The 18,600-nt window shown below is 46.1% G+C and carries 14 protein-coding genes and 2 tRNA genes; 11 read left to right on the plus strand and 5 right to left on the minus strand.

What is annotated here, in order from left to right; genetic code table 11:
- Positions 1–35 precede the first annotated feature (35 nt).
- The 5 genes from HQ49_RS05430 to hflX form a co-directional block, all read right to left on the minus strand.
- A tRNA-Val gene (locus HQ49_RS05430) sits at positions 36–110 on the minus strand.
- Between the two features lie 44 nt (positions 111–154).
- Positions 155–229, minus strand: a tRNA-Val gene (locus HQ49_RS05435).
- Positions 230–364: 135 nt separating this feature from the next.
- Positions 365–2,458, minus strand: coding sequence for an alpha-L-fucosidase (locus HQ49_RS05440; protein ID WP_039419018.1), 2,094 nt, complete (start codon positions 2,456–2,458; stop codon positions 365–367).
- Positions 2,459–2,461: 3 nt separating this feature from the next.
- Positions 2,462–4,549 (minus strand): RNA degradosome polyphosphate kinase, encoded by a 2,088-nt coding sequence (locus HQ49_RS05445; protein ID WP_080745554.1) that lies wholly within the window; start codon positions 4,547–4,549, stop codon positions 2,462–2,464.
- Positions 4,550–4,680: 131 nt separating this feature from the next.
- Positions 4,681–5,901: a GTPase HflX gene (gene hflX, locus HQ49_RS05450; protein WP_039418830.1), complete on the minus strand. Its 1,221-nt coding sequence runs from the start codon at positions 5,899–5,901 to the stop codon at positions 4,681–4,683.
- A gap of 79 nt (positions 5,902–5,980) precedes the next feature.
- On the opposite strand from hflX, the gene mnmH reads away from it, so the two are divergent.
- From mnmH to HQ49_RS05500, 11 genes are all read left to right on the plus strand, one after another.
- Complete coding sequence (gene mnmH, locus HQ49_RS05455) at positions 5,981–7,015, plus strand: tRNA 2-selenouridine(34) synthase MnmH (protein ID WP_039418831.1); 1,035 nt, start codon at positions 5,981–5,983, stop codon at positions 7,013–7,015.
- On the plus strand, positions 7,012–7,626 hold the full coding sequence (yedF, locus tag HQ49_RS05460) for a sulfurtransferase-like selenium metabolism protein YedF (RefSeq protein ID WP_039418832.1): 615 nt from the start codon (positions 7,012–7,014) through the stop codon (positions 7,624–7,626). The genes mnmH and yedF overlap by 4 nt, the downstream gene beginning before the upstream one ends.
- A 140-nt stretch (positions 7,627–7,766) precedes the next feature.
- A complete protein-coding gene (locus tag HQ49_RS05465) occupies positions 7,767–8,426 on the plus strand; it encodes a hypothetical protein (RefSeq protein WP_039418833.1) in 660 nt (219 codons plus the stop codon).
- A 561-nt stretch (positions 8,427–8,987) separates the two neighbouring features.
- Positions 8,988–9,425, plus strand: a complete 438-nt coding sequence (locus HQ49_RS05470; protein WP_018964732.1) for a T9SS type A sorting domain-containing protein — start codon at positions 8,988–8,990, stop codon at positions 9,423–9,425.
- Positions 9,426–9,460: 35 nt separating this feature from the next.
- Complete coding sequence (locus HQ49_RS05475; RefSeq protein ID WP_039418835.1) at positions 9,461–10,900, plus strand: SpvB/TcaC N-terminal domain-containing protein; 1,440 nt, start codon at positions 9,461–9,463, stop codon at positions 10,898–10,900.
- A gap of 5 nt (positions 10,901–10,905) precedes the next feature.
- A complete protein-coding gene (locus HQ49_RS05480; RefSeq protein WP_080745555.1) occupies positions 10,906–15,750 on the plus strand; it encodes an RHS repeat domain-containing protein in 4,845 nt (1,614 codons plus the stop codon).
- Between the two features lie 17 nt (positions 15,751–15,767).
- Positions 15,768–16,220 carry a hypothetical protein gene (locus HQ49_RS10760; RefSeq protein ID WP_080745556.1) on the plus strand — a complete coding sequence of 151 codons (453 nt, stop codon included), beginning with the start codon at positions 15,768–15,770 and terminating at the stop codon, positions 16,218–16,220.
- 334 nt (positions 16,221–16,554) lie between these two features.
- Entirely contained in the window at positions 16,555–16,944 is a 390-nt protein-coding gene (locus tag HQ49_RS05485; protein ID WP_235290064.1) for a hypothetical protein, read from the plus strand.
- Positions 16,945–16,961: 17 nt separating this feature from the next.
- Complete coding sequence (locus tag HQ49_RS05490; RefSeq protein ID WP_152569141.1) at positions 16,962–17,435, plus strand: hypothetical protein; 474 nt, start codon at positions 16,962–16,964, stop codon at positions 17,433–17,435.
- Positions 17,436–17,531: 96 nt separating this feature from the next.
- Positions 17,532–18,074, plus strand: coding sequence for a hypothetical protein (locus HQ49_RS05495; RefSeq protein WP_039418838.1), 543 nt, complete (start codon positions 17,532–17,534; stop codon positions 18,072–18,074).
- Between the two features lie 105 nt (positions 18,075–18,179).
- Positions 18,180–18,596: a hypothetical protein gene (locus HQ49_RS05500; RefSeq protein ID WP_039418839.1), complete on the plus strand. Its 417-nt coding sequence runs from the start codon at positions 18,180–18,182 to the stop codon at positions 18,594–18,596.
- The last annotated feature ends 4 nt before the right edge of the window (positions 18,597–18,600 follow it).

The following is an 18,600-nucleotide window of genomic DNA, read 5'->3' on the forward strand; positions in this document are numbered from 1 at the left end:
AGAATCATCGATGCTTGCACGGCTTGAAAAAAAGGTGGGCCCAATAGGATTCGAACCTATGACCCTCTGCTTGTAAGGCAGATGCTCTAAACCAGCTGAGCTATAGGCCCCTTTATCATCTTTCTCGGTCATCGTTGCTTTGTTTGCCATCGAGTGGGCCCAATAGGATTCGAACCTATGACCCTCTGCTTGTAAGGCAGATGCTCTAAACCAGCTGAGCTATAGGCCCTCTTGGCAATGTCTCTGCAAAGAAAAATCCATTGACTTCCTGAAAGACAGCGCAAAGATAAAGGATATTTTTAACTGTACAACAAATTCTCCGTTTTTACCTCATCTTTTTCGTCTCAAGCCCCCGCTTACCCGATTAAAGCAGGACTATATTAGGAATAGATGCAGGCGTACCCTGATACCGAACGGACGCCGGACGAAGCTCGATGGGGATCCCCGACTTTCCGGCTTTCACCAATGGAAACCCTTCAATGGGCAATATATAGCGAGTGTATGACTTAGGCCAGCTGATGCCTCGTATCAATTCTTCTCCGAATCTGTTCATAAACTTCACGGCCAACCGATTTTTCCCTTTTTGCAATGGCAGGCAGACAGTTAGCTCATGAGGCACACCGGTCTCCCGAATCAGTTCGGCAGTGATTTGCTTGCCATTGAGCGTCACATATACGCCATTGCCGAAAGTGAGGTGGCAGGGCACAGTCTGCTCCTTGTCGGACACAATATCCTGCACCAGCAGGCAGGAGCTGATCTCTCCCCAAGGCTTTTTCTCCACTTGTCCTATAGGCATTTCTTCCCACCCTTTGGGTAAGGGTAGAGGGATGGAATCGCCTCGGAGGATATTGTCAGGAATCATTCCGAATACCCCACCCACTCGCCGAACATAGGGCTTGCCCCATGACAGGCTGTCGTGCGAAGCCGTTACAACCTCGGACTTTCCACCAGCCAACGTGATCTCTCGGTCTTGAGATCCTACCGAGAGGCGTAGTGTCTTGCCGGCTTCCTTGTCCGTATATATAATCATATGGGGAGCAGAAACCGCCTGCCACTTCATACCCGTTACACTCTTGAATCCCGTATAGTAGTCCCAGCAGCTATGCCCGTATATTCGAGAGCTATTGGCCGTATGCAAGGGATAGCTCTGCGGGCGGTCTGCCAGTACAAAATCGTTTCTATTGAATGCCAGAGCCAGCACAAGGAAAGACTTTGGCATGCTTGCAGGCATCCGGATACGAACACCGGTCTTGCGAATGTTCATATCGAGCGGTGAAGCGTTGGTCAAATTGCTCACCTCTTCCAGATACTCTCCATTTACCGGAATGAATATCTCCTTGCTGGCCATGTCCGGACGGACAAACAGATAGAGCATGGAATCGCGAACCGAAACCTCGCCAAAGGGCAAAAGTTCGGGAAAAGGAGAGCGTTCCGTGCCGTAAATACCTTCTCCGTACATATCGAGATATTCGCCCATGGCCAGCAACACCTCCGATTCGTATGGCAAGACGGATCCGTCACCTTCAGGGCCTATATTCAGCAGATAATTGCCCCCACGGCACACCACTCGCACCAGATCTTCGAACTTCTCACGCGCTTTGTCCCGAATAGTGCCTCTCTCCTGCCATGAACGATAGCCCCATGTCTCGGGGAACATGGATGCCGCCGTCTGCCAAGGGATGGCAATCGGCTCGGTAGGAAGTTCATTGTCTCCCATGACGGCAAAGTCCGCTCGGTCATTGCCTAAGCGTCCGCTGACCATACAGTCGGGCTGCAGCTCATGCACCAGACGATACAGCTCTTCACTCTGCTCGGGCGTAAGCGATCCCATATCGAACCACAATTCGCTGACGGGGCCGTAACCTGTGAGGATCTCTCTCACCTGACGCATATTGTATTGGTGATGTGCCGGGGTAATCCGGTCTGCGTTGTGATCGCTGATCGGATTGGCTTCCGGAAAATGCCAATCGATAAGAGAAAAGTAAACGCCGAACTTCATACCCGAACGCTGACAAGCATCGCTCAATTCTTTCATTACATCGCGACGCGAAGGTGTGGCTTCCACGATATTGAATGGAGTCTCAGCCGAGCCATACATGCAGAAGCCATCGTGATGCTTGGAAGTAAACACGATACTCCTCATACCTGCTTTCCGAGCCAAAGCCACTATGGCATCGGCATCCCATCTGCCGGGGCGGAACCGCTTGGCCACCGGCTCGTATTGCTTCATATCGCGTATTCCGAAAGAGTAGATCTGTTCGCTATATCCGTTCTTCACAGGTTTGCCTTGCCAAACTCCTCCAAGCTCACTGTAGAGGCCGTAATGGATGAAAAGGCTGAATTTGTCGCGATGCCAACGCTCGAAGGCTTCCGAATGTCGTTGAGCCACGAGGGATAGAGACGAGAAACAAACGGCTGCCAATGACAGCAGGATGCGGAGGAAATGGGTCTTATTCATCATTTATTTTGCAGCAGGAGTAGCTTCCTCTTTGTCTTTGAGATAGCGGTAGATGGCAGCTTGTGCGCGAACCGGCTTTTCATCACTATTGTGTTTGTAAATGTTGTTGAGAGAAGAATCGATCCGGCAAGCCTTGATATTGTCGCGAAGCTGAATCTCCAATATGTCGATAATCTCTCTCCGTAGAGCAGGATCCAGCACAGGGCAGGCAGTCTCGATGCGGTTGTAAAGATTGCGCTTCATCCAGTCGGCCGAAGAGATGAATACCTCTTCTTTCCCTCCGTTGTGGAAGCACCAGATACGGCTGTGCTCCAAATACATATCCACCAATCGGGTGACACGTATATTGCGACTCTGTGGCATATCAGGCACCAAACAGCAGATGCCTCGCACGATCAGATCGATCTCCACACCGGCCTCGGAAGCCCGATAAAGCTGTGTGATGACGTTTTTGTCCTGTAGGCCGTTCATCTTCAGAAGCATATAGCCACGCTTGCCACGTTTCACGTTTTCTATCTCGCGTTCGATCAGATTGGTAATGGCCTCGCTCATGTTGTAGCGAGCCACAAGCAGGCGACTGAATCGTGCCGGCTCGGGATCCCCATCCAAAATACGGAAGAGACGGTACACATCGTGCACGATGTCCGTATTGGCAGTCATCAGCGTAGTGTCGGAGTAAATACGAGCAGTGGTCTCATTAAAATTCCCCGTAGAGAGTAAAGCGATGCCTTGCGGACGTTCGCCCGCAGGCGTATGATAAAGGATGAGAGCCGTCTTGGCATGAACTTTCAGCCCGGGCATACTATAAACGATCCGAATCCCGGAACGGCGCATACGCTCTGACAAACGCAGATTGTTTTCCTCATCGAATCGGGCTTTCAGCTCCACGAAGACAGATACCTTCTTTCCACTCTGTGCAGCCGCTTCCAACGCACTGATAATGGACGAATTTTCCGCTACGCGATACTGCGTAAGGCGTATTTCCGACACATCCGGTGAGATGGCCGCTTCCATCAGCAGACGCACGACATAGTCGTACGTATAGTAAGGAACATGAATCAGGTAGTCCTTCCTACGAATGCCTTCCATCAGAGAAGGGGCCTGCTCCAAATGTTTCGAGAGGAGAGGCTCCGGCGTGAGTGTCTCCAGTCTGGGGGCAAACGGATTGGGCAGCATAGCCAGATCTTGCAGATTGACGTAGTTTCCACTCCGAATCGCCTCCTCCGGATCGATGTCGCACGAACTGCAGATGTATCGCAGCACCTCGTCGGGCATGCGCCCGTCATACATAAATCGCGTAGGAGCACCGAGCTTGCGGGTCTTCACCTTCTTGCGAATCTCTCCGGGCAAATCTTCAGGACGCTGTGCATCCAACAGCAAATCGGCATCGCGGGATACTTTGATCGAATAGCTGTCCATCACCTCATACCCGGGGAAGACTACATCCAGATGCTCTTTGATAATATCTTCCAGAAAAGAGTAGTAATAAAACGTGTCGGTCTGGAGCCGCGGCAACTCTACGAAGCGAGGAAGGCCATCGGTAGGCACATTGAGCAGTGCATAGCTGTAGGCCTCGTCCGTCTCTTTTTCTTTGAGCCGAACAGCCAGATACACCCTACCCGAACGGATAAACGTACGTACCTTGCTCGGCAGCAACAGCATCGGATAGAGCAGAGGGAAAATCTCCTCGTGGAAGAAACGACGCAGGTAGGCTTTATGATCCGGATGAGTGGGGGCATGCGTACGCAATCGGATACCGTGTTCCTCCAAGGTGGGCAGGATCTGATCGTAGAAAACACGATAATACAGCTCGTCCTGTCTGATTACAGTCTCTCGAATAGCTTGCAGGATATGAGCATCCGCATCGGAATCCTCTTCGGCCTCACTCCTGTCGCGCCGTTTCTGTAGTACGGCCTGATGATAGGCCACCCGTACGGTATAGAACTCCTCCAGATTTGAAGAGAAGATGGATAGGAACTTTATCCTGTCATAAACAGGCAGTGTCCGGTCGGCCGCCTCCATCAACACGCGTTCGTTGAAGGAGAGCCAACTCATATCGCGACGAAAAAAAGGATATGCAGATACGTCCACAGTGCAACTGATCGTTTATTGTTATTAATGATCGAAAAGGTTGATACGCAGAGCCGCAAAATTTTCACGGTCTTAAAACCAACAATTTATCAAAGGTAGAGAATTTTGCAAGCCGATGGAGAGGTATCGGCTTATTCCATCTCCTCGGAATAGTCCTGAAACAGGAAGTCATTGTAGGGGAAGCGCGTAATGTGGATCGCCTTGGCTCTTTCATAGAGCAGTGCTTTCAGAGCATCCATCCCGGTGCCTTTCTTCGCTGAGACGAACAGGCAGTCATTCCCAAGCTTGGCCATCCAGGTCTGCTGCAGCTCCTCGGCACTTATGTTCTCTTTCGTTCGGGGAGTAAGATCGTCTTCGTCTTTGGGAGTGAAAGAGAATGCATCGATCTTGTTGAAGAGAAGAAGCATCGGCTTTTCCTCTCCGGCCGTTATCTCCGCCAGAGTTTGGTTCACCACTTCTATTTGTTCCTCGAATGCCGGATGGGACATATCCACTACGTGCACCAACAAGTCTGCCTCGCGCACCTCATCAAGCGTACTTTTGAAGGATTCGACCAGCTGTGTGGGCAGTTTGCGGATAAACCCGACTGTATCGCTCAGCAGGAAGGGCAAATTGTCTATGATCACCTTGCGCACCGTCGTATCCAACGTGGCAAACAGCTTGTTTTCGGCGAAGACCTCACTTTTGGAGAGGACATTCATCAGCGTACTCTTCCCGACGTTCGTATAGCCTACCAAAGCAACGCGTACCATCTTGCCACGGTTCTTGCGCTGCATGGATTTCTGCTTGTCGATGTCCCTGAGTTCTTCTTTGAGCCGAGCTATTTTGTCCAAGACGATACGGCGGTCGGTTTCCAACTGCTTTTCACCCGGGCCCCTCATACCGACACCGCCACGCTGTCTTTCGAGGTGAGTCCACAGCCCCGTCAGTCGAGGCAGCATGTACTGGTACTGAGCCAGCTCTACCTGCGTTTTGGCATGAGCCGTCTGTGCCCGACGGACGAATATATCGAGGATAAGACCTGTACGATCGAGGATCTTGGTCTGAAGCTCTTTTTCGATGTTGCGCAGTTGCTTGGGCGACAGTTCGTCGTCGAACACCACCATACCGATCTCGTTCTCCTGCACATAGGCACGTATCTCATCCAATTTGCCCTTGCCTACAAAGGTTACGGAATTGGGCTGATCCAGTTTCTGGGTGAAGCGGGCTATCGGCTGCGCTCCGGCTGTTTCGCACAAGAAAGCCAACTCATCGAGATACTCTCGCACTTGAGTTTCCGATTGCTGAGGAGTAATCAGTCCGACAAGGACGGTAGGCTCGGTTCGTGCCTCGGATATGATAAATTCTTTCATGGACACAAACTTACGGAAAAGGCAGCAAAGGATAATCTGTATATTTGTTCCTCATAACTAAGGAAATGACATTTTTCCGATGCTGATTGACACCGATTTTTTCTTATCCAACCGCTCCGACTCTCTCGTTTTGGACGTCCGCTCTCCGGAAGAATACCGCCGCGGACATATTCCGGGTGCAGAGAGTTTCCCCCTGTTTGCGGATGCGGAACGAGCCGAGGTAGGTACGCTCTATGTCAGACATAGTCGCCAGGCGGCCATAGAGCGAGGATTGGAGTTCGTTGGGCCGCGTATGGCCGAGATGGTGCGTGAAGCTCGCTCCCTTGCTGCCGGCAGAGACATCATCCTCTACTGCTGGAGAGGAGGTATGCGAAGCGAGAGTGTCGCTTGGCTGCTATCCGTAGCCGGACTTCGCATCCGTCGTCTCCGTGGCGGATACAAAGCATACCGCCGGCATTTCCCCGACATTCTGAATCTTTGCCCTTGGCGTTTCATCGTCTTAGGCGGTTATACGGGATCAGGAAAAACGCCCATCCTGAACGAACTCTCCCAAATGGGGGAGCAGGTGATCGATCTGGAAGGATTGGCCCACCACAAAGGGTCTGCCTTCGGAGCCTTGGGGCAAGAGCAGCAGCCGACCACCGAACATTTCATGAATCTCTTGCACGATGCTCTCTCCGCTTGTGATCCGAATCGTCCGATATGGATGGAAAGCGAGAGCAAGACTATCGGACGCGTATTTCTTCCGGACGATTTCTACAAAATCATGCGTCAGGCCCCTTTGATCGAGCTGTCTGTTCCTCGTCCCGTACGCATCGCCCATATTGCCAAAGAGTACGGCGTGTACGATGCAGAGGCTCTGACAAGCTCTTTCGAGCATATCGCTCGCCGGATGGGAGGAGCCGCTACGACACAGGCCATAACAGCCCTCAAGGAAGGACGACTGGAAGAGGCCGTATCCTTGGCTCTCGATTACTATGACAAAGCCTATGCACACTCGCTGGCCGAATTCAGGGAAAGCCCCGCTGCCCAACTGGTGGCAGAAACGGATACACCTCACGAAACAGCCATCAAACTACTGGAACTATCTCATATAAAAGGTTTACAATCATGAAAGTGGTAGATACTCGGGGGAAACTCTGCCCCCTCCCCCTTATTTTACTCAAGAAAGCCATTGACGGCACCCCCGTTGGAGAGGAAATCTCCGTAATGACTGACAATGAAACGGCAAAATGCAACCTCCGAGATTATATCGGCGAATTGGGAGCCATCGCCATCGAATCCGAAGAGAGCGACTATACAACGCTCACCTTTCGGGTATCGACCCATATCGAAGAACCGGCCCCGACTTCCTGCCCGACCGAGCATCCGCATGCGGTGGCACAGGGCGACTATCTCATCGTGGCCAAAAGCAATCGGATGGGCTCCGGGGGCGATGAGTTAGGCTCCATCCTGATGCGCGCTTTCGTCAATGCCATCGGCGAGCTGGATCGGCTTCCTTCGCATATCATTCTCTACAATACGGGTGTGCTGCTGGCCGTCGAGGGCACGGACACGGCCGAAACACTGGCCGAACTGAACAAGAAGTACGGTATCCCCATCATCGTATGCGGCACCTGCGCCGACTACTATGAGGTGAAAGACAAACTACGCATCGGTACCATCTCCAATATGTACCGCATCATGCAGCTTCAAGTAGCCACACGCCACATTATCTATCCTTGAGGAACCGCTCATCGAACAATTGGTATATCTTTGTTCGCGGACATTCTCCGTCCATACAAACCCAATACCCTATCGATCGGAAGGAGAATGTCACATGAAGAAAAGGACAAGAATACTCACAAAAAAACGAATAACAGCTTATGTTACGAATCGGAAAAACGATCTTCGGACTCATAGCACTGACCATTCTCTTGGGATCATGCTGGTCTAAGAAGAACGACTTGGGTCATGACATCCCGTCTCAATTGGTTTGTCGCTTCACGGAAGGAGTACTTACCGAACCGGCAGATAACAGTATAAACGTAAGTCCAACAGCATTCTTCTCCAAAGATACCGTAAGTATTTACCACATGGTCTCCAATGCTTTTGGCTCTTTTGCAGCCCTACCCGGTAGCCAGAAACCAAAGCTTAAGAAGGGAATATGGTATAAAATGGAGATTTATCTTTTCGACAAGGAGAACAACCGACTAAACCAACAATTCTTTCAGCCTGATCAGATCGAGATACATCAGTTTTTCTTCAACCTGATGAGCAACGAAACAGAAGTTCCAAAAGGGATCTCCTATTACTACTCAGATGTCATTAATGGCCAATTGCTTGAAACCCCCGTTGGATTTACCGGCTATATTCGGGTAAACAAAGAATTGGAGGCCCCTGAGCTACGCCTAATGCTTGTACATTTGAAAACAGGTAACAAATACGAAGCTGATGGGAAGCCGAACCCCTTCGACAAGCCGAGTCCACGTGTACTTGAATTTGGAGATTTTGCCGCCTTCATAGGCATTGAAATAAAAAAATAAACAATTTTTTGTTTAACAAATAAGGCGTAACCCTCTTTCGCTCCTATCCTATACGACACCCGCCAGGTTCTGTCACGAACCTGACGGGTGTCTTTCTTTATTATCAAGCCCCGAAAAGGCCTTTTGGGGCATGCGTTTTATATATAAACCGTTTACGATCTATATATTTATTGAAAACGATTTATATATAAATTGGAAACGATCTATATATAAATCGAAAATGGTTTATATACAGATCGTCAGACAGAATCCTGGAAAGCAAATATCGATCTGCAAAAGTCCGTTTTCTCGTCTCTTTCTCCCGCCGGCCTCACTCTTTCAAACCCTTATTTAGAATGATTCCAAGCTCACCTTCATTGTTGAAAACTTTTTTGGGCTGTCTTTCACCCTAAAAACTCATTCATTCCACACCCATCACAGGCCGACATTCAGGCTGTTATCACAGAGCGACATAAAAAGTCAAGAAGAAAAGGATCCCAAAACACACAAAATCAAGACGATCTCGCTTGTAATAATGAAAAATATATTTCCTTTGCAGCAAAATATCATTAATAATTGGCTATGAAACATTTATTGCTCACGCTTTTTCTTTCTCTTCTGGGGTGCTTGGGAGCGAAAGCTCAGCAGACACTCTCTTTTGTTTATGATGCATCCGGCAATCGGGTTGCAAGAGTTATCATTATAAATTCCATAATTGCGACAGGTGAAGAGCCGAGCGAAGAAGAAAGAGACGAACCTAAAGAGTTCAATGAGATTTTGGGAGACACACAGATAAGACTGTATCCGAACCCGGTAGAATCTGTTTTGACCATATCCATCAGCTCTCTCGAGGATAAAGGGAAGTACGCTATCTTCAATATGCATGGCTCCTTAGTCCTACAGGGATCGTTCAATCATCGAGATACGAAAGTTGATATGAGTCGACTTCCTGCCGGCAACTACGCGATGCGCCTTTTTATCGGTAAAGAGCAGTCCACATGGAAAATCATTAAGAAATAAAACTTTTTTTACTTTAAAACATTTAGGATAGACGTATGAAAAAACTTTACGCCTCGCTTCTCTCCCTTTCTTCATTTTTTCTCTGCTCTCCGCTTACATCCAAAGCCGACATCCTCTCGCTGGAAGTTCTTGACTCCTTATCGCAGAGACAAAAAGCGACCTCGATCCGTGAACTGCGAGAGGCTCAAGCAGCAGCGGATGCCGCAGCAGCAACCATATCTGGGTTAGACAACCTCCCCATCTATATGGATGTGGATCCGGGCGAGATTTCTTATCAATCCGGAGTGAGCCCTTCGGGAGCCAAGACTTATTCTGTACCGATCTTCACTGCTCCATCGGTCGGAGCGAAGCCAACAATAGCTCTTTCGTATAACAGCCAATCGATTGCAGGAGGGATTGCAGGTGTCGGATGGAATCTCGTGGGAGCATCTGCGATTACACTGGTGAATCGAACGCTTTATTTTGACGGGTATAGCTGTGCCGCTGATTTTTCCGCACCAAGTACATACGCTTTCTCATTAGATGGAGATAGAGTCATAACCGGAACAACTTTAAAAGGAAAAGTGCGAATAAAGCCTAAGTATAATGATGATATTTTGGTTTCTTTTGATGTCCTTATGCCGGACGGAGGGAGAGCGACATTTGGTCTGCCTGATGATAATGCAACGACTCGTGCCTCATATCCTATATCGTCTTATGTAGATGCTCGCGGCTACCGGATAGATTATTCTTATCGGTTGTCCGGAAACGTATATTTTCTGACCAGAGTCGCTTACGGAGGACGGACAGCCGATAGTCACTTCAACCGTATTGATTTGGAATATGAAGACAGACCAGACTTTGCAGTTCTTTATATCTCAGGACAATCGTATGAAAGCAATTTACGTCTCAAGCATATTCGCTCTTATGGGCAAGGAAGCTTGTTGCGTACTTACATCTTGGATTATAAAGAATCTCACAAGAAATCTCAATTACACAAAATTTCTTGCATAACAGACAATCGATCATTAAATCCTCTCTCTTTTGTATATGGATTCGACTCCTCTCAAGAGGATAAAATATATAAAACCACTGAGGTTTTCGACCTCATCAGTTTCAACAATAGCAGTACTGAACGCATAAGAGGCCGCTTTTTTAAAGGTAGCAACAAGGAAGGTTTTGTGGCTTTCCCCAAAAAAATTTATACCACTTGGCAGACTTATCATGATGTCCAAATGGCAGTTGTTCCAAGTGAGGAATTTGCCAATTCTCCTATAATGTTGAGTGTCGATCCGTATACAAAAAGCATACAAGTAGCAGATGTTAATGGAGACGGAGTAGATGAGATTATTTGCATGAGTCACCCTCAGAATTCAATACCCTTCCTTTGCGACAAAAAAACCTCAAATGCAATATATATTATTTTCGAAATGGTGTATTCGAAAAAGAAGAAAAGCAATATCGGATATCTCATGAATCTTACGAGGGAAGTATAACCGTTATGTATGGAGATGCAGATGGAGATGGAGCCGTTGAGGCTCTCATATGCATACCGGAAGAGTCGACAATCGATGATTTGGTGCAGTTTAAGATTTCTTTTTTAGATATAAAAAACGGGAAATGTTATATTTCTAAACATATTTATGGGTGTCACAAGTTTCGCGGTTGTTTTTTTATGGATATTTCTGGAGAAGGGAAAGCTGTTTTGTTATCTTCCACCCTATCCTCATCTTCTCTGTACAATACATTCAAATGGTCGGATAATATCAAAGATTTTGTTGTAGACAAAACTAATCTCAACTTTTTCGATCCAGTCAGTAGCAGACATGTCGCAGATATAAATGGAGATGGCAAGCTTGACCAACTTATTGAGCCTTACAGATCTTACCATACTACTGTCATCGTTCCCGAACCATATCCCAATGACGTCAGTGCTGCGGACACAGCTGAAATAAATAAGCCAACTCGAGCCTCCGAATACACCTTTATAGACAATGGAAAAAAATGGAAGATTAAATCTTTCGATGGAGAAAAGGTTGTAGTTAGAGAGATTGATTTAGTCCACCAAATGGAACATAGCAACTTTTATTTGATGGATATCAATCGAGACGGTCTTCCGGATATTGTGGAGACTGCTCGACATAAAGATTTAGACCCGTATAATGAAGAGATCCAAAACCCAAGCTATGGAATAAGAATCTTTTTGAATCGTAATGGAGAGTTTCACCCAGATGACTATATCTTATCAGAAGATTTTTTACATGGCAATATTACCGAACCATTAGAGCTGGTTCAAATGAACAACTTGTGTCCGATTCGGAGTTGTTCGATCATCTCAATTGATAAAAATAACACTGGTTCTTTTTTTGAAGTTTCCTGTGACGAACAGACTCGCCACCTTATTACCGGGGTACAAAGCAGTACCGGATTGATCGAGACCAATGAATATGCTAGTCCTAAATCCGGCTATACTTTCCCGCCTCTTCCGGATGGATATAATTACCTTTCTTTTCCGCTAAAGACTGTATCCAAGGTTTCCAAGGGTATAAAGGGGGAGCCGCATCAGGAATTGACAGAATACACCTTCTCGGATGGTGTGATCAATCGTCACGGTCTGGGATTTTGCGGTTTCAAGGAGACGAAAACCTATGCCTCATGGGATTATGCTTTTGGAGATGGAGTGGAAACCGTTACACTATATGATCCATTGCAGCAAGGAGTCCCTCTTAGTTCCACAACAAGAATTGGCTTCAATAGCTCGGACAAAATCAAAGCATCGTCCTTCATCTATCAGAGCAATGGACAAACGGGGCCGTGGAAGAAGCCTCTACTCATCTCCTCCCAGGAATCAGATCTGCTCAATAACACTACGCTGTCCAGGACTTACACCTATGATTCTGAAGATTTCCCTGTGAAGACGACAGAGGATAATGGAGAAGGCGTACAGACTATTATTGAGCAAACCTACCGTCACATCAAGCAAAGCAATTCTTATCGCCTTGGACTGCCATTGACCAAAACTACGACTCATAAAAGAAATGGCAACCGGTGGATGCAGAAGGAAACGATTGCCTACAACGCTGCCCTTCTCCCCATCAGTATCATCTCATTTACCGGTGAAAACGGAACCCTTAAAACAGGGGAAATAAGGAGGGAATACGATGATGCAGGTAATATGACGGCAGAGAAGAGTGCTCCATACGATGCCACCGATTTCCGAGGCAAGACTTATACCTATGATGATAAGGGTAGACTTGCAAGCGAAACCGATATATTCGGACAGAAGACCGTTTACGAGGAGTATGATGCGTATGGGCACCCATGCCTTATTCGTGACGACCGAGGCAATGAGGTACGTACAGTCTATGACGTATGGGGCAATATCGCCTCCATAAGGAATGCCGACGGATCCAAGGAAGAATATAGCCGCCAATTACTGACAAACGGATATCCCCGTAATCTTCAGGTCATAGCATCAACAAACGATGGAGGAAAGACTCTGGCAGAATATGACGCGTACGGTCGTGAGGTGAAGACGGGGATGCTGCGTTTCGACGGTAGTTGGCTATACACGGCCAAAGAGTATACAGTGGCCGGCATGCTCAAGCGGGAGTCCTTGCCTTTCAAAGGAAATACGCCTTTACATTGGAATACCTGTGAGTATGACCGCTATAAACGACCTGTGAAGCAGACCATGGCATCAGGAGCAGTGCAGACATGGGCATATACACCAAGACGTGTGTCCGAAACCAAGGAGGCAATCACGACTACACGCGTATCGGATGCAAGTGGACTGTTGGAATCGGTATCCGATCCCGGTGGCGAAATCACATACCATTACAGACCTGACGGACAACCGTCGGAGATAAAAGCCCCCGGCAATGTCAAGACCCTATTCGAGTATGATCAATACGGACGTCAGAGAGCTATCATCGACCCCAGTGCGGGCAGAATAGAGACGACTGAAACATGGACCGGCCGCCGCCGTACAACCGTCCGCAAAGATGCCCGTAAAAAGGTTATTACATCTATGTACGATGAATTCGGGAGACTCCAAAAAACCGTGACCCCCGAATTCACCACCAATTATACCTATGACAAGGATTTGGTCAAATCAGCCATAACGACCAGCGGTTATTCGCGCACATATGATTATGACCATTTGGATCGTCTCATTCGCACAGAGGAGACAGTCGAAGGGAAAAATCTCATCGAACAACTCTCGTACAATACCCTCGGACAGCTTCAGGGCAAGACAGCGACTTTGCCGACGGGAGCTACCGTGACAGAAACTTATCAGTATACGCGTGGTACACTGACTCGCAAAACGCTGCAGGACGGCAACTTGATCTGGCAGCTTTTGAAGGAAAATGTGATGGGACTGCCTACTAAAGTAAGGACCGGCAGCCGCACTCGCGAATACAAGTATTCGACCGTGGGGTTCCCTACCGAGCGATTTACGGCCGGCGTGGGTGGGTTCAATTACGATTTCGATCCTCAAACGGGAAATCTCCTGATGCGAAGCGATAAGAATTCCGGTAGATATGAAAACTTTTCTTACGACGGACTTAATCGATTGACCGGAGCAGCGGAACATAGACCGAACAGCGACCTCGGCATAGCGACACTAACGTCTTTCTCCTATACCCCCAACGGAAATGTCACGGAAATTAGCAACATTGGGAAATTCATATATTCTACTCAAAGCCCATATCGAATAGTGAATATGGGGTTGAAAATGGGAGCGGAAGCATTTGCTGATACTACGGGACAAAACATCTCGTACGCCTCCTTCGACCGGCCGCTTACGATCTCAGGGAACGGCTATACAGCAACGCTGACCTATGCCGATGACTATAGTCGTACGACTATGACGGTAAGATCCCCCAAACTCAAACAACCTTTCTTCAAAAGAACTTACATCGGCAACTATGAAGCTGATTCATACGGTACGCAAAGGAAGAATATCGAGCGTTACTATATCGGCGGAGATGCCTATTCGGCTCCGGCGGTCTATGTGCGGGTCAATTCCGGACAGTGGAAATTACATCATATCTATCGCGATTATCAAGGCAGCGTGACGGATATTACCGATGCCTCCGGCACGGTGGTACACCGCATGCGATACAGCCCATGGGGAAAATTGCTGCATACGGATGGTACATCTTATACCCGAAGCGAAGAGTTATCCACCGACTATGACCGACTGCTCCTGCTCGGACGGGGCTATACAGGGCACGAGTATCTTCCTTGGTTCGGGCTAATCAATATGAATGCCCGATTGTACGACCCTGCTACCGGACGCTTCCTCTCGCCGGATCCCTATGTACAGATGCCGGACTTCTCTCAAAACTTCAACCGCTATGCGTACGCTTTCAACAACCCGATGAAATTCGTTGACCCCGATGGTGAAATAGCTTGGTTTATCCCTGTTATTATTGGTGCAGTTGTTGGCGCTTACACAGGCGCTTCTATACAATCGGGAACGGCTGCATTTTGGAATTGGAAACCTGATGCATGGAAAGGAGCTATCGCAGGAGCAATAGTTGGAGCTACTCTCGGTTATGGCATTTCGGGAGCAATAGGAGCCACTGGCATGACAACGGTGGCTACCAATGGTGTAACCGTTGCCACGAAATCGGCAGGCTTGGTAAGTTCAATGTTGAATAGCGGAACTATTAATATTGCAATGAATGCCTTTTCCGGTGGAGGTTGGGACGGTGCCTGGAAAGCTGGACTTGTCGGATTAGTCACAGGTGTTTGGAATGCTTCAGGTGGTTTTGGAATGGTAAAAGGATTTGGAGCCACCTCTGATATTGGCAAATTGGCGGGTAAATTAGGCTATCAAATGATAGGGACGACTGGAAATTCGATAGGTAATAATTGGGTTCGAGGTGAAAATCCGTTTTCAAAAGTAATGTTGGGAGTTGGACCTGTTAATCTAACTCTTGGAAAAGGACAAAAACTGTTGCAATGGCAGAATAATTTAGGAAACATTGCTACAAATGCTCTTGGTTTAGGCAACTTGGCTTTTGGAGGTAAAATCAATTTTGATTGGAAAAATTTATCTTTCAATTATACAGGTGGCATTATCGATAAGTTTTATGATCCTCAATATTGGTACTCTGGATTTGGTGCACATTCAGTAGTTGGTAATAGTGCACTTTTTAATGATCCAACTATGTATCCACACGAGCTACACCATTTATGGCAATCACGTGCTTTTGGCGATACGTTCCTGTTAAATTATGGGTTACAAGGAGTAGGAGCTATGCTAATGGGTGGTTCTTTTCTTAAAGAGTGTAATTATTTTGAAGACCAAGCTTATGGAAGCTATTGGTGGTAACAAAAACAGTTATAATTATGAAAACAAAAGCTTTGGCGGTGTTGTTTTTTTTACTTTTTTGTGTTTCTTGTGATGTATCGACACCTTTTGTAGTACAAGGAGAAAGGGAGTATATTTTATCCAGTGACTGTGGAACAATGGTAATAAGTGGCTCTTCATTCTCTACGGGAATGCTTATACGTTGTGAATTTAATGGTAATTATGTTGTTAATACGGAGTTATTGAAAATAGAACCAACTTCCGGCGAAGACACAATTACAAATATTCGTTTTCGACTAAACAGCGTAGAATTAACAGGGAAGGAAATCAAAGCCAAAAGAGGAGATATAATAACTCTTTCGTGCAATTTACAATCAACTATACCATATCAAAAAACAAGAGGGATGATATTAATTTTACCCTCAAATTTCATCACTTGTGAGGAAAAGTCTATCATAAGCGATACGATACGAATACAGTTAAAGAATTAGTAAATAGTCATTCCGTAAAGGGGCTTTTTAAGGGATGGCTATATAGAAATTCAGACTTTCTGCACACAATACAGGCAGAGATTCAGATCGATATAAAGCGGTATCACAGAGTAGCATAAAATGCCAACGAGCAAAATCCAAGAAGAAACGAATCTCCAAAACAAAAAAATCAAGATTATCAGCCTTACAAAAAGCAAAAAGCAAAGATTATTTTTGGAGTAGATGAAGATGGTTTCGTCTATGGTTCGAAAGACCGGCCGGATGTCTGCCCTGTTTGTGGGAACAGGATCAAAGATGTTTACGACACTATAGGCTGAACAGGAAGTCGACCTTTATGTACACGTATGACGGCTACAATATAGTATCGCAACCCTTCAAGGATTTTTGCGTCGCAAATGGCTATCAGGGACTGTCCTTTACCGAACTAACGCTTTATCCCGGCTATTACTTCTTTTCTGCAGAGAATGTATTTGAACTGGATCCCAATAAGATAACCTTCAGCGGCCATCATGACTGTTGTGGCTCTGCTGATTCTATTTCATCTCCGCTCGACTCTAAAAAAGATGGTTTTGAAATAGAATCCAATGATTTCATCTGCCGATCGGATGTCAGATTCGGAGATAAGGGTAAAAAGTTTTTTCTTATCATTGTCGGCCTCGAGACAGAAAAGAAGATGAAGCAGTACAGACTGAAGAAAATACACTACGTCAAAGTAGTAAAATGATTTTATAAGAGAGAACAATGAAAAGCATATTGATTTCACTTTTTGTGATTTTTTCAAGCACAAGTGCTGTGGCGCAAATATACCATATGACAAACAAGTATAGTGATATTCCACAGGCAGTGCTGAATAATATTGATAAAATGGGCATTGACGAATCTCCCTTATTGAGTCCACAAGAAGCTGAGTATATTCGTTCTCTTTTGAGCGAAGAAATAGATATGAGTGGAAAAAAGCTTGCATTTTTAACAGGCAACACGGGTAGCATAAGAGGCAATAAAAAAGATTTTTTTGATATAATAAGAAAAAATCTAAAAGGAGGGGATTGTTCGAGGTTGCGCTATTTTGGGACTTTATATGTTTTTACTCCGTCTCAAAAAAAAGAATTAGGTGGTTATGATGCTGCAGTCGTATACGGAAGCAAGAAGCTGAATACCATGCAGGAAGTAACGAGAAAAATTAAAAACAACACAAAAAAACAGAATCGGGAGTAACCAGTGCCCCCAATTCGGCAGTTTCTTGCCAAATTCATGCGAGTAGCTAATAGCTTTTCATAGCATTTTTTCGCTTTATCGATAGATGGAAATGAGATGGAGACCGTGGTAGCAAAGATTATTTATGGAGTAGATGAAGATGGCTTCGTCTATGGTTCGAAAGATCGGCCGGATGTCTGCCCTGTTTGTGGGAACAGGATCAAAGATGTCTACGACCTTGATTATAGACTGAAAAGGAAATCGACACTCATGGTCACCTATGATGGCTATACTATCGTATCGCAGCCCTTCAAGGATTTTTGCGATGCAAATGGCTATCCGGGGCTGTCCTTTACCGAATTAACGCATTATCCCGGCTATTACTTCTTTTTTGCAGAGAAAGCATTCGAACTGGACCCCAATAGAATAAAATTCAACGGGTACCATGACTGCTGTGGCTCTGCTGATTGCATTTCAACCCCATTCAAGACAAAAAAAGAAGGTTTTCAAATAGAATCCAATGATTTCATCTGCCGATCGGATGTCAGATTCGGGGATAAGGGCAAAAAGTTTTTTCTTATCATTGTCGGACTGGAGACAGAAAAAAAGATGAAGCAGTTCAGACTGAAGAAAATCTATTATGCCAAAGTGCTAAAATGATTTTATAAGAGAGGGGGGGATCCATCGTGGCAGTACTTTTTGCACAAATGGGAAATTACCGGCATATGTGATTGCATTCTATATTGACAAAAAAAAGAAAACGACATGAAGAAGTTATTTTTAATAGCATGCTTAGAAATGTTTATGTTCGGTTGTTCTCCTATTCTCAAAAGCAATTCTAATGATATAGAACAGAAAGCAGTTGGTGATAATTTTCTATTGAGTGAAACTGAGAGTACATATCTCAATAGCATTTTTGAAGCTACTCGCAAAGATTTTGATTTTACCAATAAGCAAGTGGGATTTATTAAAATTAGCGGAAAAACAGGTAAAAATCATTACTTTGATATGCAAGAAAAACATTCTGCTGATCCAAACTATCCCTGCGATAATGGCACATTGTATATTTTCAATGCTGCCCAAAAAACCGAGAGCGGTGGTTATGATGCTGCGATTGTATTTTGGTGTAAATTTTCACTCCGGACTGAAGATGTAGTCAAGAGGTTGAGAACGAAGAGTTAAGTCA

The organism is Porphyromonas gulae, from assembly GCF_000765945.1.
Classification (GTDB): domain Bacteria; phylum Bacteroidota; class Bacteroidia; order Bacteroidales; family Porphyromonadaceae; genus Porphyromonas; species Porphyromonas gulae.